The sequence below is a fragment of the Rhizobium sp. 862_C5_N1_2 genome (assembly GCF_051811205.1).
In the GTDB taxonomy this organism is placed as follows: domain Bacteria; phylum Pseudomonadota; class Alphaproteobacteria; order Rhizobiales; family Rhizobiaceae; genus Rhizobium; species Rhizobium leguminosarum.
The window spans coordinates 1,255,850-1,276,097 of sequence record NZ_JBPWPT010000001.1 but is presented as its reverse complement, the minus strand read 5'-3'; the positions used below and the strand labels follow the sequence as shown (position 1 = coordinate 1,276,097).

The following is a 20,248-nucleotide window of genomic DNA, read 5'->3' as shown; positions in this document are numbered from 1 at the left end:
TTCAGTCGGCTTAGAACTTGACGCCGATACCGAGCTTGACGCTGTTCTCGTCGTAACCGCGCGAGAAGCTGCCGGAGTCGAGGTCGTAGTCCTTGCTCTGGTAGTCGGTGTAGCGATATTCCAGGCGCGTCGTGATGTTGTTGGTCACGAAGGCTTCGACGCCGGCGCCGACCGTATAGCCATAGTTCGTCTTGCTTTCGTCCGAGGTGTCGTCGGAAACCTTGACGTCGCCGATGGCAAGACCGGCCGTGCCGTAGAGCAGGAAGGGGTTCATGTCGTAGCCGACGCGGCCACGGACGGAGCCGTTCCAGCCATACTTGTTCTTGACGCCGCCTGAGGAGACGTCGTCGCCGCTGTAGCCGAGATCGGATTCAACGCCGTAAACGATCTGGCCCTGCTGCCAGTTGTAGCCGGTGAAGACCTGGCCGCCGAAACCATAGGTGTGACGGTCGGAACCGAAGTCACCCATGTTGTAGGTGCCAGCGCCGCCGAGATAAAAGCCTTCCCAGTTGCCTGCCGGCTTGACTGGAGCGTCCTGGGCGACCGGTGCTTCCGGAACCTGGTCGACGGCATCGGCCGCCTGAGCTGCCGAGACGCCCGCAATTGCAAAAACGGAGGCCATGAGGCCAGCAATGAGTACACGCATACTTAGTCTCCTTTCAGTCCCGCGCCGCTTGTCATCTGTCTATCAGTGAAGCATTGGCGGGATATTGCCAGATGTCCCTTCCGGATCGAGACTGAAATTGGAACTCAAATGCGGATTTGAAAGAGCCAAATTGTGATATCATTGTGGCTGCCGCATGGCTGAAATTCGATGTTGCTTTGGCGCAACATACACTTCATTAACCCTACTGAAGTGTTAAACTGAAAATACTTATTTTAAGAAATCGTATTCTTAAATAATACATAGAATATCCGGCTCCCGGACGCAACCGCAACGGCCTATTTATATAATCTCCGTCGGCCCCTATATAGTCTGCAGACAGACTCGCGGGATCAGAAGGCAAGATTTTGAACCACAAAAGACTTCGCTCGGCCCTTATAACAGGGGCTGCTAAAAGAATAGGCCGGGCAATCGCCGAAGACCTTGCTGCAAATGGCTTTTCCGTTGCGATCCACGCGAACGGCTCCATCGGTGAGGCCGAAGAGCTGGTGGCGGAATTGCGGCGAAAGGGATATCGGGCGACCGCCCTGCAGGCCGACCTCACCGATATCGGCGAAACAGCCGCCTTGGTCGCGAAGGCGTCGGAAGCGCTCGGGCCGCTCGATCTGCTCGTCAATAATGCGTCGGTCTTCCAGCATGATTCAGCGCGTAGTTTCAATGCCGCCACCTGGGCATTGCACTTCGACCTGCATGTACGTGCGCCCTCTATCCTTGCGGCCGCCTTCGCGCAGCAGATGCCCGCTGAGGCATCGGGGCAGATCGTCAATATCATCGACCAGCGGGTTTGGGCGCTGAGGCCCAGCTTCTATTCCTATACCCTCTCCAAATCCGCGCTGTGGACGGCGACGCAGACGCTTGCACAGGCATTGGCGCCACGCGTCCGCGTCAATGCCATCGGCCCCGGCCCCTCGATGCCGAGCGAGCGGCAGGCGATGGAGGACTTCCAAGCGCAGGTCTCAGCCCTTATCTTGCAGCGAGGGCCGGCGCTGGAGGAATTCGGACAAACGATTCGCTTCCTTTACGACACGCCCTCGATCACCGGCCAGATGATTGCCCTCGACGGCGGCCAGCACCTCGCCTGGCAGACGCCCGATGTGGCGGAGATTACGGAATGAACGGACGAAAGCTGCCGGATGGCGGCGTTCTCTACGACGAGACGGATGAGAGCGAAGACGATATCGAAGTGGAAGGCGACGTTTCCGCCGCCGCCCCGCTTGCGGCGACGGTCGACTGGAATGCGGGCAGCCTCAATGAAACCGGGCTCATCGGCGCGGAACTGATCGGCGAATTCGTCAAGCGGCTTCCCAACAGTCCCGGCGTCTACCGCATGTTCAATGCCGAGGGCGACGTGCTCTATGTCGGCAAGGCGCGCAGCCTGAAGAAGCGCGTCAACAATTACGCCGTCGGCCGGGTGCATTCCAACCGCATCGCCCAGATGGTGCGCCAGACAGCCAATATGGAATTCGTGACGACGCGCACGGAAACCGAAGCGCTGCTTCTGGAAGCGAATCTGATCAAGCGCTTGCGGCCGCGCTTTAACGTGCTTTTGCGCGACGACAAGTCCTTTCCCTATATCCTCATCACCGGCGACCACCGGGCGCCGGCGATCTTCAAGCATCGCGGCGCAAGGGCGCGAAAGGGCGACTATTTCGGACCTTTCGCTTCGGCAGGCGCGGTCGGGCGCACGATCAATTCGCTGCAGCGCGCCTTCCTGATCCGCACCTGCACCGACAGCGTCTTCGAAACGCGCACACGACCCTGCCTGCTCTACCAGATCAAGCGCTGTTCGGGGCCGTGCACCCACGAGGTCAGCGATGGGGGTTACGGCGAACTGGTGCAGGAGGCGAAGGACTTCCTGTCCGGCAAAAGCCAGAAGGTGAAGTCGCATATGGCCGAGGCCATGAACCAAGCGGCCGAGGACCTCGACTTCGAGCGGGCGGCGATCTATCGCGATCGCCTGGCCGCACTTTCGCATGTGCAGAGCCACCAGGGCATTAATCCGGCCGGCGTCGAGGAGGCTGACGTATTCGCCATCCACCATGAGGGCGGCATCTCCTGCATCCAGGTGTTCTTCTTCCGCACCGGCCAGAACTGGGGCAACCGCGCCTATTTCCCAAAGGCCGACCCGCAGCTTTCCGGCGCCGAAGTGCTGAATTCCTTCCTGGCGCAGTTCTACGACGACAAGCCGGTGCCGAAGCAGATCATGCTGTCGCAGACGGTCGAGGAGCTGGAGCTGCTCGCGGCAGCGCTCAGCGAAAAGGCCGGCCACAAGGTTTCCATCCTCGTGCCGCAGCGCGGCGAAAAGCGCGATCTGGTCGACCATGTCGTCGGCAATGCGCGCGAGGCGCATGGGCGAAAGCTTGCCGAGACTGCGTCGCAGTCGCGGCTGCTCGAAGGTTTCAAGGAAACGTTCGGGCTTACCTATGCACCGCAGCGCATCGAGATCTACGACAACTCGCATATCATGGGCACCAATGCCGTCGGCGGCATGGTGGTCGCGGGGCCGGAAGGTTTCGTCAAGAACCAGTACCGCAAGTTCAACATCAAATCGACCGACATCACGCCCGGCGACGACTTCGGCATGATGAAGGAGGTGATGACGCGGCGTTTCTCGCGGCTGATCAAGGAGGAAGGCATTCCTGACCGGACGGCGCAGACGGCCACTCCCGATGCAGCCGACATGCCCTTCCCCACCTGGCCCGATGTGATCCTCATCGACGGCGGCCAGGGTCAGATGACAGCGGTGCGCGCCATCCTTGCCGAACTCGGCATCACCGACAGCGTGACGGCGATCGGCATCGCCAAGGGCGTCGACCGGGACGCCGGGCGCGAACGCTTCTTCCCGCCGGGACGCGAGAGCTTCACGCTGCCGCCGCGCGATCCGGTGCTCTATTTTATCCAGCGCATGCGCGACGAGGCGCACCGTTTCGCGATCGGCTCGCATCGGGCACGGCGCAAGAAGGAAATGATCAAGAACCCGCTCGACGAGATCGGCGGCATCGGGCCATCGCGCAAACGCGCGCTGCTCCAGCATTTCGGCACGGCAAAGGCGGTTTCGCGCGCAGCCCTGTCCGACCTGATGGCGGTGGAAGGCATCTCGGAAGCCGTCGCCAAGCAGGTCTATAACCATTTCCACGACGACGCCGCGAAATAACCGGCGTCCGTCGCAAATTCCACGCAAAGGCGGTGAAAAGACAGAAAGAATGTTGACGGTCCGCAGCCAAAGCCGTCATCTACCGCATCGGCCCGAAAATCGGAATCGACTTTCGGAAAGCTCGATGCGGATATTCTAAAGTGTTACAGCGTCCTTTGCGCGCCTGAAAAGACGTGCGGCGCTGTAGCGGCGCATCAATTCAGAGAAACGATCCCATGGCATCGCGTGCGTACAGCATTCCCAATCTTCTGACCTACGGCCGTATCCTCGCCGTGCCGCTGATCGTTCTCTGCTTCTTCATCGAGGGCAGGCTGTCGATCAGCAACACGGCGCGTTGGGTGGCGCTGTGGATCTTCGTCATCGCCTCGCTCACCGATTTCCTCGACGGCTATCTCGCGCGCATCTGGAACCAGACGTCGAATATCGGCCGCATGCTCGATCCGATCGCAGATAAGCTGTTGGTCGCTTCGATCCTTCTGCTGGTCGCGGCCGACCAGACCATCGCCGGCTGGTCGATCTGGGCGGCGATCACCATTCTCTGCCGCGAGATCCTGGTTTCGGGCTTGCGCGAATATCTGGCGGCGCTGAAGGTCAGCGTACCGGTGACGCGGATCGCCAAGTGGAAGACGACGCTGCAGCTCGTCGCCATCGCCTTCCTGCTCGCCGGCCCGGCCGGAGACGAAATTTTCCCCTATACGACGCAGACGGGCATTGCGCTGCTGTGGATCGCGGCGCTGCTGACCATCTATACCGGCTACGACTATTTCCGCGCCGGCGTGAAACATATCGTGGATGACGAGGAATGACGCGGCTTGTCTATTTCGCCTGGGTGCGCGAGCGCATCGGCAAGGGCGAGGAGGAGATTGACCTCCCCTCCTCCGTCGTCACCGTCGCCGATCTCTTGAATCATTTGAAGACGCTGGGTGAAGAATATGAGACCGCACTTCAATATCCCGACGTGATCCGCGTGGCGCTCGACATGGTGCATGTCGAACATGACGAGCCGATATCAGGGGCGCGCGAGATCGGGATCTTTCCGCCGATGACGGGGGGATGAGGCAGTGATGGTGGTGCCACATCACCCCCCTCTGCCCTGCCGGGCATCTCCCCCACAAGGAGGGAGATTGGCTGGGCGCACGGGTTTCCTCCAACAATCGACATTTCAGCCCGGCGAAACGGTACGTGGGCAGGAAGAGCGCGCCACTTGTGATCTCCCCACCTGTGGGGGAGATGCCCGGCAGGGCAGAGGGGGGCTTCCGCGGCACAGCCTTTCGGCATTCTTTGCAGCAACATCAAAGCAGCGGAGGATTTCGCTGTGACCGTCACTCCCACCATCCGCGTCCAGCGCGAAGACTTCGACCTGCAGGCCGAGGTCGATCTGCTTTCCAAAGGCAAATCCGGCATCGGCGCCGTCGTCACCTTTTCCGGCCTCTGCCGCGATGAAGGCGGCACGCTTGCAGCCCTCGAACTCGAGCATTATCCCGGCATGGCCGAAGCAGAGATGCGGCGCATCGGCGATCTTGCCATCGCGCGTTTCGGACTTCTCGGCCTCACCGCCATCCACCGTTACGGGAGGATCGCCGCCGGCGAGAATATCGTGCTCGTCGTCGCAACCGCACCGCATCGGCAGGCGGCGTTCGACGGCGCCAATTTCGTCATGGATTTCCTGAAGACTGCAGCCCCCTTCTGGAAGAAGGAGCACGCTAGGGATGGCGCCACCGGCGACTGGGTCGCGGCGAAAGACGCCGACGACGCGGCGCGCGACAAGTGGAAGTAAATTAGCGCATTTCCTGATTTATCCGAGTGACGGAAATGCTCCACCTTTTTGTTTCACGCAATTCCAGACGCAAAACCGCTGCGCACTTTTACTGGAATTGCTTCAGAGAACCACGCGCTCCCTGCGGCTCATGACCAAGAGCAGGACGAGCAGCGAGAAGATGACGAGATCCCGCCAGACGAAGGGGCCGTAGGCGCCCCACATGGTTTCGACGACGGCAAGCCCGGCGGCGCCGCCTGCCGAGCGCAATGGATCGGAATAGCCGCCGACAGCTGCGATCAGCAGCACCTTCAGCCCGAACATCAGGCCGGCGCCGAAATCCATCGAGCCGTAATAGAAGGTGGCGAGGATGCCGCAGATAGTGGCGACGAGGGCGGCGGCCGCATAGGCGACGAGGAAGACGCGGTCGGCGCTGGTGCCGCAGAGCTCGGCGGCCAGCGGATCATCAGTGACGGCGCGCCAGATGCGGCCCCAGCCCGTGCGCCTGAGGATCAGCGTACCCACAGCGACAATGGCGCACATCAGCGCCGTGTTGATCAGCTGGATATGGGTGAGCGTCACTTTGAACAGGCCGTCGCTCCAGAAGACGACCGTTTCGTTCAGAAATGGCGGCAGCCAGATGGCGCGGGTATTGGCGGCAAGCCGGGCGGTCTCCATCAGCACGATCATGATGCCGAGGGCAGCGACGATGACCGTATTCGGCGATTTATTGACCAGCGGCAGCATGATCGAACGGCCGATCCATAGGCCCGCCGCCAGCGAATAGACGATGGAAGCGCAGGCACCGACGGCAAGTGCCGCCGGCAGCACCAGCCAAAACCTGACATAGGCGAGTTCGCTGAAGAGCAGCAGGATCTGGCCCGCGAAGGCGAAGATCGCCCCATAGGTGATGTCAGCCCGCTTCGTCACACCGAAGGCTACGGCATAACCGAAGGCGAGCGCGGCATAGAGAGCAGCGAGCGGAACCGCATTCGCCAGTTGCTGCAGAAGATAGGCCATTCCAGACACTCCGCGTCACCAAAATTATAACTGGTAAAACCTATTTCGCTAGTTATAATTTCATGATGAGCTTTTCCTGGACCCCTCACCGCTTTGCCGGCGGCGCGCTGGCGCTCGATGTCGTCAACAGCGTGGTTCTGCGCCACGATGCAATGCGGCGGATCGACCGCTTCGCGGACAGGGACCAGATGCGGAGCTTTCCGCGCGCCGCTGCCGAATTCTGCGCCGAGCGCGCCCTCTTCGGCGACATCGCGCCGGTGGCTAGGGAAAACGAGGCGGATTTCATCGCGCTGCGGGAAGCAATCGACCTCTATTTCCGCAAGCGTATACTGAATGGCGGCGACGACCAATTGCTGGCCAGCCTGCTGGAGGCGCTGGCGAAGGTGTTGCGCGAAGCAAGCCCTGGCAGCGTGGCCGCGGCGACCGCCCATTCGGCGCTGCGGCTGATCGCCATGCCTGATCCCCAACGCATGAAGATCTGCGGCAATTGCGGCTGGCTGTTCATCGACCGCAGCAAGAACAGGAGCCGAGCCTGGTGCGACATGGCGGTCTGCGGCAACCGCGCCAAGGCGAACCGTCACTATCGCCGCAAGAAGGAGGAGACGCCATGAGGAAATATATGATCGTAACGGTGGCAGCAGCCGGCCTTCTGCTTGCCGGCTGTCAACGCCAGGCTGAAAACCTGGTCGAGGTCACCGGCCATCTCTTCGTCTTCAACTATCGGGTGGCCAGCGCCACCTATCTGCTGACGCTGAAGAAGACAGGGCCTATCCCCGACGGTTCTGTCATCATCGCCGAATTCGAAAATCCTGAAGGCGGCGATCCGCTGGTGCTGAACCAGAAAATCTACCCGATCGACGACAAGATCGCGCTGCAGAGCGAAAAACTGCACTGCGTGCGCAAGGACCGCCCCTATTCCGTGAGTGTCCGGCTGGTCGACAAGGACGGCAAGGTGCTGCAGGAATTGAAGACGCAGTTCCGGTCCGACCTCGACCAGACCGTCCTGCCGAGCAAGCCGCTCGTCCTCGGCGCGCTTTATGAAAAGAACCCGGAGGTCTTCAAGCCTGACGGCAGCGTCGATTTCTCGAACACCGACAAATGCCCGGCATAGAGAAGTGCATAGAAAAAGCCGGAGCAAGGCCCCGGCTTTCGAGAGTCAATTCAAGGCATTGCCGGCGAATGCCGAAGCGCAGCCTCAGCCGACGATTTCGGTATCGGAGAACCAGTACTTGATTTCCTGGGCGGCCGTTTCAGGAGCATCCGAACCGTGAACCGAGTTTTCGCCGATCGACAGAGCGTGAACCTTGCGGATCGTGCCTTCGTCAGCGTTTGCCGGGTTGGTCGCGCCCATGATTTCGCGGTTCTTGAGGATCGCGCCTTCGCCTTCGAGCACCTGAACGATAGTCGGGCCGGAGGTCATGCCTTCGACCAGTTCGCCGAAGAATGGACGATCCTTGTGAACGGCGTAGAAGCCTTCGGCTTCGCGACGGCTCATCCAGACGCGCTTGGAAGCGACGACACGCAGGCCGGCATCTTCGAGCATCTTGGTGATGGCGCCCGTCAGGTTGCGCTTCGTTGCGTCCGGCTTGATCATCGAGAAGGTGCGTTCAATCGCCATAGTCAAATCCTCTGTTTTCTCGGGAAAAGTGGGCGGTCTTTACCCGCCCCAACGCCCGAAAACAAGAGGTAGGCGGCAATTTCACGCCGCTGTCACAGTCCTGCCGCGGCTTTGGTGAAGATCGAGGCAGCGTTCGAACCAAAGCGTGACGGGATCGTTGGCGGCCAGCATGGCGAGACCGGCGGAGACACGCAGCCATTGCAGCGCGCCGAAGACGATATAGTCGGCAAAGAGCGGTGTCTGCCCGCCGATGAAGGGCTGGAACTTCAGCATGTGCCACAGCGGCTCCAGCTTGGCGCCGAAGGCTGCTTTCTCCGCCTCGCTGTCGGCGGCAACCACTTCCAACGGCTTGCCGAGCCGAGCCTCTCGGCTTTGACGGAAATAGGCCTTGTCTTCCTCGTCGAGGTTCGCATGGATATCGAGAAGGGCGATGCGCATGATCGCCGGATGGATGATCATCTGCGAATAGCCTTCCACCATTCGCGATAGCGCCTTGCCGCCCTCGCCGTTGAACAGTGACGGCCGCTCAGGATAGGTTTCCTCCAGATAAAGGGCGATGTCGAAACTGTCGGGGATCAGCCGGCCGTTATCGTCGAGAACGGGCACAATCGACGAGACGCCGCCGCCGATCGCGCGGATGCGGGCATAGGTCGTCGGAATCTCCTCGAAATCGAGCCCCTTATGCGCCAGCGCCATCACCGCCTTCCAGCAATGGGGCGAAAAGAAGCGCCGCTCGTCGGCGCCACAGAGGGAATAGAGGGCTCTGGTCATAACAGTCCTTTCGAGATCGCAGCTCGATCCATTCCACGACAGAAAGCGGCTGCGATCAAATCAGGAAATTTCATGGGCGCATCACTGCGATTTCCGGGAAAACGGGCTAGACTGCCGCGACCAATCCGGGAGGGACTGAATGCTCAGACATTACAGGATGTTCGCCGCCTATAATCGCTGGGCCAACACGCAAGTCTATGCGGCTGCCGCCGAACTCAGCGATGCGGAATTCCGCAGCGACCGCGGCGCTTTCTTCGGCTCGCTTCATCGCACGCTCAATCACCTGCTCGTCGCCGACCGGATATGGATGAAGCGCTTCACCGGCACCGGCGAAGCGCCGACGACACTCGATGCCGTGCTCTTCGGAGAACTGGATGCTCTTGCCGCCGCACGCAAAGCAGAGGACGAGCGGATCATTGCCTGGACAGGCATGCTGGACGATAGAACCCTCGCCGCCAACTTCACCTATGTAACGGTGGTACAGCCGGTCGAGATCACCCAGCCTCTGTCGGCAGCGCTCGCGCATTTCTTCAACCACCAAACCCATCATCGCGGCCAGTGCCATATGACGCTGACGGCGCTCGGCAGGCCGAGCCTCATGCTTGATCTCATCTACTTCCTGCGCAGCGAGGGCCGCGAGTGGATGTGAGGCCCGTTCCAAATTAAAGAGTGAGAGCATGATGTCATCCGGAAAACCGCTCACACTTTTCGGCATCATGTTCCGGCCATCAAGACTGAATTAACCGCCTTCGCCGGTTCTGCCGCCAATCCAGGGCTTCGCCGTTGAAAATTCAGCCTCTCTTAAAAGCTTGCGGGCATAGCGGATGTGAGAGATGAGGCCGGGCCGCGAGGGATCGTCATGCAGAATGCAAGCGCAAACGCACTGGTGCCGCGCGAGGCTGTGCGCCCGACGCCGATGGCGGATATTCAGAAGATCGCCCAGCACATGGCGCGCCTGAACGTCGCGGCACTACCGCGTAATTACGAACTCTTTCACGAGGCGATCATCGGGCTCAATGCCGGCCTTGCGCAGGATATCGCGGCACTCGGGCCGCAGCCGCAGCAGCCGATGCTCGACGAACTCGGCCTGAAATACCGCCTCGTCAGCCATTGCGGGCTGGCGGGCGAGACATCACGCAACGAAGCGAGCCGGATGTTGCGCGACGTGGCGGAAAGACTTGCCGAAGGGCTGAAACACAAGAACGCCTTTGCGCGCGCCTGCGGCACGATCCTGAAATCCGTTTCCGGCCATGACGACCAGAGCCTTGCCGCTTTCCTCGGCGAGGTCGACTACCTCACGGCTTCGCTTTCGACCGTTCTTGCAGCGGAGATGGAAATCGGCGCGAAGCTGCAGGACGATATCAAGACGCTGGAAACGCTGGAGCGCGGTATTTCGGCTATGCAGTCGGCCGCGATCGCCGACAGGATTACCGGGCTTCCGAACCGCATCGCACTGAACCGGATGATCGCCGACCTCTACGAGCGGGAAGAAGGTGCCGCCGGCAGCGCGCTGATCATGGTCGACATCGACAATTTCACCGATCTCAACAACAAATACGGCACCCAGGCAGGCAACAAGCTCCTGAAGAAACTCGCCGGCCTCCTCCAAAAGTCGATCAAGAAGAACGATTTCGTTGCCCGCACCGAGGCTGACGAATTCGCCCTCTTGTTTTCCAATGTCGGCATGCAGGATGCAATGACGATCGCTGAACGCCTGCGCTCCTCCGTCGAGGACAATCTGGTCTTTGCGACATCCGACAAGGCCGATCCCGGCAGGCTCACCATCTCGATCGGCGTGGCGCTCAGCACAGATGCGGCAACGCCAGGACAGTTACAGGCCAATGCCCGGGTGGCGCTTCTCGCCGCGCAATCGAACCCCCGACTGCCGGTGCAGACTTTCGGCCGCTGAGGCGGCGGACGAGCGCGCTTGCGGTGGGACAAGCAGGCTTGTCCCCGGGATAAGCAGGCTTGTCAGCGCACAAGCAAGCTTGGCGCGGGATAAGCGCTCTTGCCTTGGCGAGCGCTTTCGGCCAAAACGCCGGCCATGATCACGCTCACCGACATTTCCGCCCGCATCGCAGGGCGCCTGCTTCTCGACAATGCCAGCGTTTCGCTGCCTTCAGGTACGAAGGCAGGGCTCGTCGGGCGCAACGGCGCCGGCAAGTCCACGCTTTTTCGCGTCATCACCGGCGATCTCGGCTCGGAGAGCGGATCGGTGTCGATCCCGAAGGCCGCACGCATCGGCCAGGTGGCGCAGGAAGCACCGGCGACTGAGGACGCTCTGATCGAGATCGTGCTTGCCGCGGACAGGGAACGCACCGCCCTCGTTGCCGAGGCGGAAACCGCGACCGACCCGCACCGCATCGCCGAAATCCAGATGCGCCTTGTCGATATCGACGCGCATTCGGCCGAAGCGCGCGCGGCGAGTATTCTTGCCGGCCTCGGCTTCGACAAGGCAGCGCAAGCCCGCCCCGCCTCCTCCTTCTCCGGCGGCTGGCGCATGCGCGTCGCCCTTGCCGCCGTGCTGTTTTCCGAGCCGGATCTGCTTCTGCTCGACGAGCCGACCAACTATCTCGACCTCGAAGGCACGCTGTGGCTGGAAGACTATGTCAGGCGCTATCCGCACACCGTCATCATCATCAGCCATGATCGCGACCTCTTGAACAATGCGGTCAATGCGATCGTCCATCTCGACCAGAAGAAGCTTACCTTCTATCGCGGCGGATACGACCAGTTCGAGCGGCAGAAGGCGGAAGCCGACGAATTGCAGACGAAGGCCAAGGCCAAGAACGACGCGGCACGCAAACATCTGCAGGGCTTCATCGATCGCTTCAAGGCCAAGGCTTCCAAGGCCCGACAGGCACAATCGCGTGTCAAGGCGCTCGAGCGGATGGGAACGGTCGCTGCGGTGATCGAGGACCATGTGCAGCCGATCACTTTTCCCGAGCCGGAAAAGCAGCCGGCTTCGCCGATCGTCGCGATCCAGAGTGGCGCCGTCGGCTATGAGCCCGGCAATCCGATCCTGAAGAACCTCAATCTTCGTATCGACAATGACGACCGGATCGCCCTGCTCGGCTCGAACGGCAACGGCAAATCGACCTTCGCCAAATTCATCTCCGGCCGGCTCGCGCCGGAGAGCGGTGAAGTGAAGATCGCGCCGAGCCTGAAGATCGGCTTCTTCGCGCAGCACCAACTCGACGACCTCATCCCCGAGCAATCGCCGGTGGAGCATGTGCGCCGGCTGATGCCGGGTGCGCCGGAAGCCAAGGTGCGCGCCCGCGTCGCCCAGATGGGGCTTGCGACCGAAAAGATGGCGACGGCCGCCAAGGATCTTTCCGGCGGCGAAAAAGCCCGCCTGCTGATGGGGCTCGCCGCCTTCAATGCGCCGAACCTGCTGATCCTCGACGAGCCGACCAACCACCTCGACATCGACAGCCGCCGCGCGCTGATCGAGGCGCTGAACGACTATGAAGGCGCCGTCATCCTGATCTCGCACGATCGCCATCTGATCGAGGCGACGGTCGATCGGCTGTGGCTGGTCAATGGCGGTACGGTGACGACCTTCGAAGGCGATATGGACGAGTACCGCGACCTCATCGTCACATCCGGTAAAAAAAAAGAAGAAAAGCCGCAGCTAACTGAAGACGCGACATCGAAGGCCGACCAGCGCAAGCTCAATGCCGAACGTCGCGCCTCACTGACGCCACTTAAGAAAAAGATCAACGAAATCGAATCCTTGACGGCGAAGCTGGAGAAACAGATTCAGGCGCTTGACGCGGAACTTGCGGATCCGGTCCTTTACGAGAAGACGCCCGCTAAAGCCGCCGAGAAGGCAAAACAGCGCGGCGAAGCTGCTGCAAAACTGGCTGCCGCCGAGGAAGACTGGCTGATGCTGTCGGCCGAATACGAAGAAGCGATGGCGGGATAGCCACAGGTCTCATCGAATGCGTGGCGAAGTGCCGCGCATCAACGCAATTTGGGCCATTATCAACCGATCGTTAACCATAATCCGAAAGGTTGTCTCAACATTCGTTACCGATTTGTTGAGCCCTTTCCATGTATCGTCTTTTCGTTCTGTCCTGCATGGCCCTCACGGCCGCCCTCTCCGCCTGCAGCACCACCAGACAATCCGCTCCTGACACATCGATCAAGACCTCCTCGGTGATCGCGCCCGAAGAGCGGAAACTTGCCTATGCCGGCGACGATGCGACGCCGCGCCTAACCGGCTGGCACCATCTGGCCGGATGAACGCTGGAGGTCTCCTCGCTCGCCGATCTCAAGCTCCAGGACAAGGAAGTGATCCTCAGCTTCGACGATGGCCCGATCCCCGGCCGGACCGATAAGGTGCTGGCAATCCTCGACCAGTTCGGCGTCAAGGGCGCCTTCATGATGGTCGGCGAGATGGCCGAGATGCATCCGGCGCTCGCCCGCAAGGTCGCCCAGGACGGCAACACGATCGGCAGCCACACTTATGACCACGCCAACCTCGCTTCGCTGAGTTTCGACGCGGCGATGGCCGAGGTGATCAAGGGCGAATTGGCGGTGACCAAGGCGACCGGAACCGATGTCTCCTTCTTCCGCTTCCCTTATCTTGCCGAGAGCCACAGGCTGCGCGCCGCGGTCGCCATGCGCGACATGGTGGTCATGGATGTCGATATCGACAGCAAGGACTACTTCACCACGACGCCGGTCTCCATAACGCAGCGGACAATGAACCTCTTGCACAAGCGCGGCCGCGGCATCATCCTGATGCATGACATCCACAAACGCACGGCGACGATGCTACCAACCCTGCTCTCGAAACTCGAAACCGAAGGCTACAAGGTGGTGACGCTGAAATTCAAGAAGACGCCGGCGCCGAACAACGTCCTCGCCTCGGCCGATTTCGTGACGATCCGCTAAAGCGGGTTGCCCAGTCGGGATTAGCCGCAAGACGGCCGGAGTTCGGCCGAGCAAAATCCGATTTTTGATGCCATTACCGGGCGGGAAGGTTGCCGATCAGCAACCCTCTCGTGCACAAGATTTTTCAACGAACGCGCCAATTTCAGAAAATAAAATCTACATAATCCATCACAATGATGATTTTCTCTGAGACAGAACGTTCCTTCTCTCTCTCATCGGTTCCCTATGCCTTTCAAAGCCGTCCAGTTGCCGATTCGCGCAGGAAAGCGATGCGGTCAGCGTCCTTTTCTATCAGCGCGGAGAAGCATGACCAATATTGCGCGGGAAGCCGACGTCCATCTCATCACCAGCCTTTTCGGCTTCACCTCAAAGTGGTGCACATCCACGCCATAGCAGTCGAGCCAAAGAGTGCTGCAACTGCTCGGGGACCTGAACCGGTCCTTCTACCTTCCCAAGACGGAGCTCAAACATGTCACGCAAATTTCTCCCGAAGGCGCTCCTCGCCATGTCGATTGCCTTGCTGGCGGCAACGCAGGCATCCGCGGATGCCACGCTCGACCGCATCAAAGCCCGCGGCACCCTTACCGTTGGCGTCATCCTCTCGGGGGCGCCCTTCGGCTATATCGATCCCACATCGCAAACGCAGAAGGGATACAATCTCGATATTGCAAAAGCGCTCTCGGACGATCTTGGCGTCAAGCTGGAAACAGTCACCGTCACGCCCCCGAACCGGGTGCAATTTCTCCAGCAGGGCAAGGTCGATATCCTGATTGCGAACATGCAATATACCGAGGACCGCGCCAAAGTTCTTGATTGGGTGGCGACGCCGTATGATCGCAGCGGCGGTGCTGCCGTCGGACGCAAGGACAGCGGCCTGAAGGACTGGGCAGATCTCAAGGGAAAGCCGGTCTGCGTTTCGCAAGGGTCGAACTTCACGCAGCCGCTCATCGAACAATACGGCGCCGAGGTAAAGGGCTTGCCGAGCCAGCCGGAATCGCTGCTGGCGCTGCAGGGCGGCAATTGTGTCGCCGCCGTCCATGTCGGCGCAACCGTCGGCCTTCTGCTGGAGGACCGGCCAGAGGAGTGGAAGGACTACACTATTCTCTTCCCGACCGAACTGCTCCCTTCCGACTCGGTGATCTGGGTGCGAAAAGGCGAAAAGGAGACGGCCGAGGCACTCGATAAGTCGATCCGGCAGCTCCATACGTCAGAAAAGCTCCTGGAATTTGCGAAGGCGAACCGGCTCCGCAATACCGACTATCTCGAACAAGAGCGCAAGACCCTGTCGGCTGGCAAGTAAGACAGGTTACACTGGCGGATCGACATGCAGGACACCAGCATGACCAGCCTGTTCGTCAACCTGACGAACAGGCTTGGCCTTAACTACGAGTTCCTGGCGACGGGGTACGAGGCGCAGATATGGCGTGATGGTTTCATCACCACGCTCTTTCTGATTGCCCTCTTGATTCCCGTCAGCCTGATTGCCGGGCTGCTGTTTGCCGCCTGCCTGACATCCGGCAAGCCCTGGCTATCGACGCCGGTCCACGCTTTCGTGGAAATCACCCGAAACACGCCGACGCTGGTACAGTTGATGTTCAGCTTCCTCGTTCTCAATACATTCGTATCGAACCTGGTCGGCGGGACGCAGAACAATCCGCTGACACCCTTCTTTTGGGTGGTGGCGGTGGTCGGACTGCACATCGCCGCCTTGCATGCCGAGGCGATCCGCGCAGGTATCGAGGCGGTGCCGTCGGCCACGGTGGAAGCGGCGCGCGGCATCGGCTTCAGCACGCTGCAGATCCTCCGTTACGTCGAAGTTCCCCTGGCATTGAGGGCATCGCTGCCCGCGATCGTCAACAATCTCATCAATCTCGTGAAGTTGACGACGGTGGGTAATGCGATTGCAGTCAGCGAGATTACCTATGCCTCGATCATGGTCTGGACGCAGCGCGACAACGTGGTGTCACTGATGATCGTCATCCTGCTGTTCTTCAGCATCATCAACCTTGCCGTTGCCCGCATCGGCCTGTGGGTGGAGCGCAAGCTCGCCATTCCGGGGTATGGCCTATGACGACTGCGGTACTTTCCGAGCAGCGCAGGAGTGGTCGCCTGCTGCGCAATATCGGCTTTACGGCACTCCCGCTTGTTATCGTCCTCTGGTCGCTGGCCGACCTGACGCTGGGGCGCGAACTGGTGACGTGGCTTCCCTATCTCGGCTCGGGCTTCATGATGAACGTCGTCATCAGCCTGTGCGCGATGACGCTTGGAACGACCGTCGGAGCGGTGTTCGGCATACTGGAACTGGTTCCCTTCAAGCTGGTGCGCTACCCGGTCGTCGCCTATGTGCAAGTCTTCCGCAATGCCCCGCATCTCGTGCTGATCTTCGCGACGACTTACATCTTTCCCTTCGAAATCGTGGTGGCCGGCAACTATCTGCCCTTCCCGGATTGGATGAAGGCGGTGATCGGCCTTGCCATACCGGCCAGCGCCTATGTGGCCGAGATCACCCGCGGCGCCATCCTTTCGATCCCGACCACGCAATGGGAAGCGGCAAAGGGGCTCGGTTTTTCGCGCGGCCAGGCCCTGCGCTGGATCATACTGCCGCAATGCCTGCGGCGCTCGCTGCCGCCATGGATGAACATATTGGCCTCCATCACCATGGGCACGTCGCTCGCCTCGCTGGTTGGCGTGCACGAACTATTGCATGCGGCAACCGATGCCAGCACATCCGTGCGCCGCCTCGATTTCACGATCATCGCCTATATCGTGGTGATGGCCGCCTTCTTCACGCTTTGCTACCCGATCGCCCGCCTGACCCGACGCCTCGAGCGGCGCTTCAAGACGGCCTGAGGATTTGAATGATGAACGCAAAAACCGACGAAACGATCGTGCGACTGGAAGACGTGCACCTGTCCTTCGGCCAGACGGAGGTGCTGAAGGGCATAGACCTCACCGTCAACAAGGGCAATGCGGTTTCCATTATCGGCCCGTCCGGTTCGGGAAAGTCGACGATCCTGCGCTGCATCAACGCATTGGTGGCGCCGCAGCGCGGCCGCATCACGGTCGACGGCACCCGCGTCGATCAACTGGCCAAGGAGAGCGAACGCATCGCGCTGCGCAAGCGTATCGGCATCGTCTTCCAGCAGTACAATCTCTTTCCGCACCTGAGCGTGCTGGACAATATCGTGCTGGCCCCGACCCGCATCCTCGGCGTCGAGCGGCGCGAAGCGGAAAAACTCGCACGCGAACTGCTCGACAAGGTCAGGCTTTCGGAAAAAGCCGGCGCCTATCCCGGCCAGCTTTCCGGTGGTCAGCAGCAGCGCGTCGCGATCGCCCGCGCGCTGGCGATGAAGCCGGAACTGGTGCTGTTCGACGAAGTCACCTCGGCGCTTGACCCCGAGACAGTGGGCGAAGTGCTGTGGGTGATCCGCGACCTCATCCGCGACGGCATGACCAGCATCCTTGTGACCCACGAAATGCGGTTCGCCGAGGAGATCAGCGACATCGTCGTCTTTACCGAGAACGGCCGCATCGTCGACCAAGGCTCGCCTGAACAGATTTTCCACACCTTCGACAATCCCCGTATCCGCCAATTCGTCGGCGGGCTCGCCAGTGGGCGCGGGCCAGTGCGCGAAGGCATCTAGGATTTTTTCATGACGAGCACATTCGCGCCCCTGACTTCGGCATTTGCCCAGGCGATCATCTCCTCGGATCCATCGAAAGATCCCGTGGCATTGGACGCGGCGCGCACGGCGATCATCGATTTTCTCGCCTGTGCGATCGCAGGCGCCGGCGACCGCACGACCGGCATTCTGGCAGATACCGTCGGTGCCAATCTGGCGGGCGAAGCGATCCTGCTCGGCAGCTCGCGCCGAACCGATCCGCTGGTCGCGGCGCTCGTCAACGGTCATGCCGGCCATGTGCTCGATTATGACGACGTGCATGCAAGCGTGCGCGGCCATCCGACGACCGTGATCATCCCGGCCCTGCTGGCGTTCGCCGCCGAGCGCGAATTTTCCGCAGATGCGCTGATCGCCTCCTATATCGTCGGGCTCGAAGCCATGGCGCGGCTGGGGTTGTCGCTCGGCTCAAAGCACTACGAGAACGGTTTCCATGCCACGGCGACGCTCGGGACGATCGGCACGGCGGCGGCAATCGCCCATCTGACCCGTGCCTCCATCGACGAGACCGCCGTCGCGCTGGGCCTTGCGGCAACGCAATCGTCCGGCTTGCGGCTGCAGTTCGGTACGGACGCCAAACCTTTCCACGCTGGCATGGCGGCGCGATCCGGGCTCCTGTCGGCGAGGATGGCCGCTGCGGGTTTCGGCGGCGCGCCGGATTTCCTCGACAATCCGGTCGGCTTCCATTCGGTCTATGCCTTCGGCGCGGAACGCCCGTCCGCCGTGACCGAGAACTGGGGTTCGCCATGGCAGATCGTGACGCCCGGGCTGACGCTGAAGGCCTATCCCTGCTGCGCCGCCAGCCATCCGGTCGCGTCTCTCGGCATCGGCCTCAACCGGGAAGGTCTGGAGGCTGATGCGATCGAGCATATCACCGTCACCTACCCGCCCGGCGCCGATGCCGCCCTGGTGGTGAGCAAGCCCGACAATGGGATCGAGGCGCGCTTCAGTCCCGAATACGTGTTCGCCGCCGCCCTCATCGACGGGGCTCTGCGGCTCGACCATTTCGACGAGCGGCCTGTCTTGCCGCGCCTGATGGACCTTGCCCGGCGCGCCGGCCGCCGCCACGACGAGACTGCGCCGCGCATGTCGAGCGATCCACGCACCCGCTTCGTGATCGTCGATATCGTGCTTCGCGACGGCAGCGCGATACAGCGCCGCTTCGACGGCCTGCCGGGGCTGAGCGATCCGGCCGAAAAATTTCGCGACGCAACTGCGCGCAATCCCGCCTTCGCGGATGTCCCGTCGCTCGTCCGGACAATGAGCAGCACGGCCGACCTTCGCCAACTTCTGGCGCTGCTCAACCAGGATGCCGCCCAAAATCCAGAATGACGAAGGATATTGTCATGACTCGCAAAAGAGAAATCCACCTGGGCCTGTTTCTGCAAGGGGCCGGCCACCACGTATCCGGCTGGCGTCATCCTCACGCCGAGGCGGGAAGCGAGAATTTCGACTTGCTGAGACGCGTGTCCCAGATCGCCGAAGCAGCGAAATTCGACATGGTCTTTCTGGCCGACGGATTGACCAGCGGCATCGATGCTCATCCCTCGACGATCGCGCGTTTCGAGCCTTTGACGCTGCTTTCGGCGCTCGCCGTGGTGACAGACAAGATCGGCCTCGCGGCAACCGCATCCACGACCTATGGGGAGCCCTATCACACTGCCCGCGCCTTCGCCTCGATTGACCACTTGAGCCACGGCCGGGCCGCCTGGAACGTGGTCACGACATCCTATGCCCGCACGGCGAACAATTTCTCCAAGGCGCACCCGGAGCACGATGAGCGTTACGCCGTGGCCGAGGAATTCGTCGACGTCGTGCGCGGACTGTGGGACAGCTGGGATGACGACGCCTTCGTCAAGGACAAGCAGAGCGGCGTCTATGCCGACCCTGCCAAGCTCCATGTGCTCGATCACAAGGGCAAGTATTTCTCAGTCAAGGGGCCGCTGAACATTCCGCGCGCACCGCAGGGCCATCCGATCCTGATCCAGGCCGGCTCATCCGGCCCCGGCCAGGATCTTGCCGCCCGCACCGCCGACGTGGTGTTCACCGCGCAGCAGAGCCTCGAAGAGGCGCAGGCCTTCTACAAGAGCGTCAAGGAGCGCGTCGCGCGCTTCGGACGTCAGCCGGACGAGGTCGCCATCATGCCGGGCTTCCTGCCGGTGATCGGCCGCACCGCCAGGGAAGCCGCGGACAAGCTTGCAGAACTCGACAAGTGGACTGACATCAAAAGCGCCATGCCGCTTCTGGAAGAACGCATCGGCCACAGCCTTGCCGATTACGATGTCGATGGCCCTCTGCCGGACCTTCCGATCTCCGACCAGTTGCGCAGCCGTGCCGAATTGCTGACCGCGCTTGCAAGGCGCGAGAACCTGACCATCCGTCAGTTGGCGCTGCGCGTTGCCGCCGGCCGCGGCCACCATATCGTGCTTGGCACGCCGGTCGAGATCGCCGACCGGATGCAGCAATGGTTTGAAAGCCGCGCCGCCGACGGCTTCAACGTCATGCCGCCGTTTTTTCCCGAAGGGCTCGAAGACTTCACGCAGATGGTCGTGCCAATCCTGCAGGAACGCGGCCTGTTCCGCACCCAATATGATGGCTCGACACTGCGCGAGCATCTCGGCCTTGTGCGGCCGGCACTATTTTCGCCCTAACTGTGCGAAATATTGGCTAGATACATCACGTC

20 protein-coding genes and 1 pseudogene are annotated in these 20,248 nt (G+C 61.2%); 17 read left to right on the top strand and 4 right to left on the bottom strand.

Annotated elements, in window-relative coordinates:
* Nucleotides 1-10 precede the first annotated feature (10 nt).
* A complete protein-coding gene (locus ACD590_RS06475) occupies nt 11-646 on the bottom strand; it encodes an outer membrane protein (RefSeq protein WP_018241481.1) in 636 nt (211 codons plus the stop codon).
* 365 nt (nt 647-1,011) lie between these two features.
* Between ACD590_RS06475 and ACD590_RS06470 the strand changes: the two genes are divergently transcribed.
* From ACD590_RS06470 to ACD590_RS06450, 5 genes are all read left to right on the top strand, one after another.
* Nucleotides 1,012-1,779, top strand: coding sequence for an SDR family oxidoreductase (locus ACD590_RS06470; RefSeq protein WP_439002330.1), 768 nt, complete (start codon nt 1,012-1,014; stop codon nt 1,777-1,779).
* A complete protein-coding gene (uvrC, locus tag ACD590_RS06465) occupies nt 1,776-3,818 on the top strand; it encodes an excinuclease ABC subunit UvrC (protein ID WP_018241479.1) in 2,043 nt (680 codons plus the stop codon). The genes ACD590_RS06470 and uvrC overlap by 4 nt, the downstream gene beginning before the upstream one ends.
* 215 nt (nt 3,819-4,033) lie before the next feature.
* On the top strand, nt 4,034-4,624 hold the full coding sequence (gene pgsA, locus ACD590_RS06460) for a CDP-diacylglycerol--glycerol-3-phosphate 3-phosphatidyltransferase (protein WP_003547103.1): 591 nt from the start codon (nt 4,034-4,036) through the stop codon (nt 4,622-4,624).
* Nucleotides 4,621-4,875: a molybdopterin converting factor subunit 1 gene (moaD, locus tag ACD590_RS06455; RefSeq protein WP_439002329.1), complete on the top strand. Its 255-nt coding sequence runs from the start codon at nt 4,621-4,623 to the stop codon at nt 4,873-4,875. The genes pgsA and moaD overlap by 4 nt, the downstream gene beginning before the upstream one ends.
* 258 nt (nt 4,876-5,133) lie before the next feature.
* Nucleotides 5,134-5,595 (top strand): molybdenum cofactor biosynthesis protein MoaE, encoded by a 462-nt coding sequence (locus tag ACD590_RS06450; RefSeq protein ID WP_130652145.1) that lies wholly within the window; start codon nt 5,134-5,136, stop codon nt 5,593-5,595.
* A 102-nt stretch (nt 5,596-5,697) separates the two neighbouring features.
* Here the strand turns inward: ACD590_RS06450 and ACD590_RS06445 are convergent, their stop codons facing one another.
* Nucleotides 5,698-6,594, bottom strand: a complete 897-nt coding sequence (locus tag ACD590_RS06445) for a branched-chain amino acid ABC transporter permease (RefSeq protein WP_018241477.1) — start codon at nt 6,592-6,594, stop codon at nt 5,698-5,700.
* 65 nt (nt 6,595-6,659) lie between these two features.
* Between ACD590_RS06445 and ACD590_RS06440 the strand changes: the two genes are divergently transcribed.
* On the top strand, nt 6,660-7,205 hold the full coding sequence (locus ACD590_RS06440) for a CGNR zinc finger domain-containing protein (protein WP_439002328.1): 546 nt from the start codon (nt 6,660-6,662) through the stop codon (nt 7,203-7,205).
* Nucleotides 7,202-7,705 carry a hypothetical protein gene (locus tag ACD590_RS06435; protein ID WP_018241475.1) on the top strand — a complete coding sequence of 168 codons (504 nt, stop codon included), beginning with the start codon at nt 7,202-7,204 and terminating at the stop codon, nt 7,703-7,705. Before ACD590_RS06440 ends, ACD590_RS06435 begins: the two co-directional genes overlap by 4 nt.
* Nucleotides 7,706-7,789: 84 nt before the next feature.
* Here the strand turns inward: ACD590_RS06435 and ndk are convergent, their stop codons facing one another.
* Complete coding sequence (gene ndk, locus ACD590_RS06430) at nt 7,790-8,212, bottom strand: nucleoside-diphosphate kinase (RefSeq protein ID WP_003547097.1); 423 nt, start codon at nt 8,210-8,212, stop codon at nt 7,790-7,792.
* Between the two features lie 81 nt (nt 8,213-8,293).
* Nucleotides 8,294-8,983: a glutathione S-transferase family protein gene (locus ACD590_RS06425; RefSeq protein WP_439002327.1), complete on the bottom strand. Its 690-nt coding sequence runs from the start codon at nt 8,981-8,983 to the stop codon at nt 8,294-8,296.
* A 139-nt stretch (nt 8,984-9,122) separates the two neighbouring features.
* On the opposite strand from ACD590_RS06425, the gene ACD590_RS06420 reads away from it, so the two are divergent.
* From ACD590_RS06420 to ACD590_RS06375, 10 genes and pseudogenes are all read left to right on the top strand, one after another.
* Entirely contained in the window at nt 9,123-9,632 is a 510-nt protein-coding gene (locus ACD590_RS06420) for a DinB family protein (RefSeq protein WP_018241473.1), read from the top strand.
* 210 nt (nt 9,633-9,842) lie between these two features.
* Nucleotides 9,843-10,892, top strand: a complete 1,050-nt coding sequence (locus ACD590_RS06415; protein WP_026188346.1) for a GGDEF domain-containing protein — start codon at nt 9,843-9,845, stop codon at nt 10,890-10,892.
* Between the two features lie 135 nt (nt 10,893-11,027).
* On the top strand, nt 11,028-12,911 hold the full coding sequence (locus ACD590_RS06410; RefSeq protein WP_439002326.1) for an ABC-F family ATP-binding cassette domain-containing protein: 1,884 nt from the start codon (nt 11,028-11,030) through the stop codon (nt 12,909-12,911).
* 128 nt (nt 12,912-13,039) lie between these two features.
* Nucleotides 13,040-13,885, top strand: a pseudogene (locus ACD590_RS06405) (polysaccharide deacetylase family protein).
* Between the two features lie 469 nt (nt 13,886-14,354).
* Entirely contained in the window at nt 14,355-15,185 is an 831-nt protein-coding gene (locus ACD590_RS06400) for a transporter substrate-binding domain-containing protein (RefSeq protein WP_018241469.1), read from the top strand.
* Between the two features lie 24 nt (nt 15,186-15,209).
* On the top strand, nt 15,210-15,956 hold the full coding sequence (locus ACD590_RS06395) for an amino acid ABC transporter permease (protein ID WP_439002325.1): 747 nt from the start codon (nt 15,210-15,212) through the stop codon (nt 15,954-15,956).
* The gene (locus ACD590_RS06390; protein ID WP_018241467.1) at nt 15,953-16,735 is read left to right on the top strand and encodes an amino acid ABC transporter permease; all 783 of its coding nucleotides are present in this window, start codon (nt 15,953-15,955) and stop codon (nt 16,733-16,735) included. Before ACD590_RS06395 ends, ACD590_RS06390 begins: the two co-directional genes overlap by 4 nt.
* An 11-nt stretch (nt 16,736-16,746) precedes the next feature.
* Complete coding sequence (locus ACD590_RS06385; protein WP_026188345.1) at nt 16,747-17,529, top strand: amino acid ABC transporter ATP-binding protein; 783 nt, start codon at nt 16,747-16,749, stop codon at nt 17,527-17,529.
* 9 nt (nt 17,530-17,538) lie between these two features.
* A complete protein-coding gene (locus ACD590_RS06380; protein ID WP_439002324.1) occupies nt 17,539-18,897 on the top strand; it encodes an MmgE/PrpD family protein in 1,359 nt (452 codons plus the stop codon).
* Nucleotides 18,898-18,911: 14 nt separating this feature from the next.
* Nucleotides 18,912-20,216 carry an LLM class flavin-dependent oxidoreductase gene (locus ACD590_RS06375; protein WP_026188343.1) on the top strand — a complete coding sequence of 435 codons (1,305 nt, stop codon included), beginning with the start codon at nt 18,912-18,914 and terminating at the stop codon, nt 20,214-20,216.
* Nucleotides 20,217-20,248 lie beyond the last annotated feature (32 nt).

Excerpts from the sequence above, each read along its gene's own strand:
- ACD590_RS06475 (WP_018241481.1), bottom strand. The coding sequence starts at position 646 with ATGCGTGTACTCATTGCTGGCCTCATGGCCTCCGTTTTTGCAATTGCG.
- uvrC (WP_018241479.1), top strand. The coding sequence starts at position 1,776 with ATGAACGGACGAAAGCTGCCGGATGGCGGCGTTCTCTACGACGAGACG.
- pgsA (WP_003547103.1), top strand. The coding sequence starts at position 4,034 with ATGGCATCGCGTGCGTACAGCATTCCCAATCTTCTGACCTACGGCCGT.
- moaD (WP_439002329.1), top strand. The coding sequence starts at position 4,621 with ATGACGCGGCTTGTCTATTTCGCCTGGGTGCGCGAGCGCATCGGCAAG.
- ACD590_RS06445 (WP_018241477.1), bottom strand. The coding sequence starts at position 6,594 with ATGGCCTATCTTCTGCAGCAACTGGCGAATGCGGTTCCGCTCGCTGCT.
- ACD590_RS06440 (WP_439002328.1), top strand. The coding sequence starts at position 6,660 with ATGAGCTTTTCCTGGACCCCTCACCGCTTTGCCGGCGGCGCGCTGGCG.
- ACD590_RS06435 (WP_018241475.1), top strand. The coding sequence starts at position 7,202 with ATGAGGAAATATATGATCGTAACGGTGGCAGCAGCCGGCCTTCTGCTT.
- ndk (WP_003547097.1), bottom strand. The coding sequence starts at position 8,212 with ATGGCGATTGAACGCACCTTCTCGATGATCAAGCCGGACGCAACGAAG.
- ACD590_RS06425 (WP_439002327.1), bottom strand. The coding sequence starts at position 8,983 with ATGACCAGAGCCCTCTATTCCCTCTGTGGCGCCGACGAGCGGCGCTTC.
- ACD590_RS06420 (WP_018241473.1), top strand. The coding sequence starts at position 9,123 with ATGCTCAGACATTACAGGATGTTCGCCGCCTATAATCGCTGGGCCAAC.
- ACD590_RS06415 (WP_026188346.1), top strand. The coding sequence starts at position 9,843 with ATGCAGAATGCAAGCGCAAACGCACTGGTGCCGCGCGAGGCTGTGCGC.
- ACD590_RS06410 (WP_439002326.1), top strand. The coding sequence starts at position 11,028 with ATGATCACGCTCACCGACATTTCCGCCCGCATCGCAGGGCGCCTGCTT.
- ACD590_RS06400 (WP_018241469.1), top strand. The coding sequence starts at position 14,355 with ATGTCACGCAAATTTCTCCCGAAGGCGCTCCTCGCCATGTCGATTGCC.
- ACD590_RS06395 (WP_439002325.1), top strand. The coding sequence starts at position 15,210 with ATGCAGGACACCAGCATGACCAGCCTGTTCGTCAACCTGACGAACAGG.
- ACD590_RS06390 (WP_018241467.1), top strand. The coding sequence starts at position 15,953 with ATGACGACTGCGGTACTTTCCGAGCAGCGCAGGAGTGGTCGCCTGCTG.
- ACD590_RS06385 (WP_026188345.1), top strand. The coding sequence starts at position 16,747 with ATGAACGCAAAAACCGACGAAACGATCGTGCGACTGGAAGACGTGCAC.
- ACD590_RS06380 (WP_439002324.1), top strand. The coding sequence starts at position 17,539 with ATGACGAGCACATTCGCGCCCCTGACTTCGGCATTTGCCCAGGCGATC.
- ACD590_RS06375 (WP_026188343.1), top strand. The coding sequence starts at position 18,912 with ATGACTCGCAAAAGAGAAATCCACCTGGGCCTGTTTCTGCAAGGGGCC.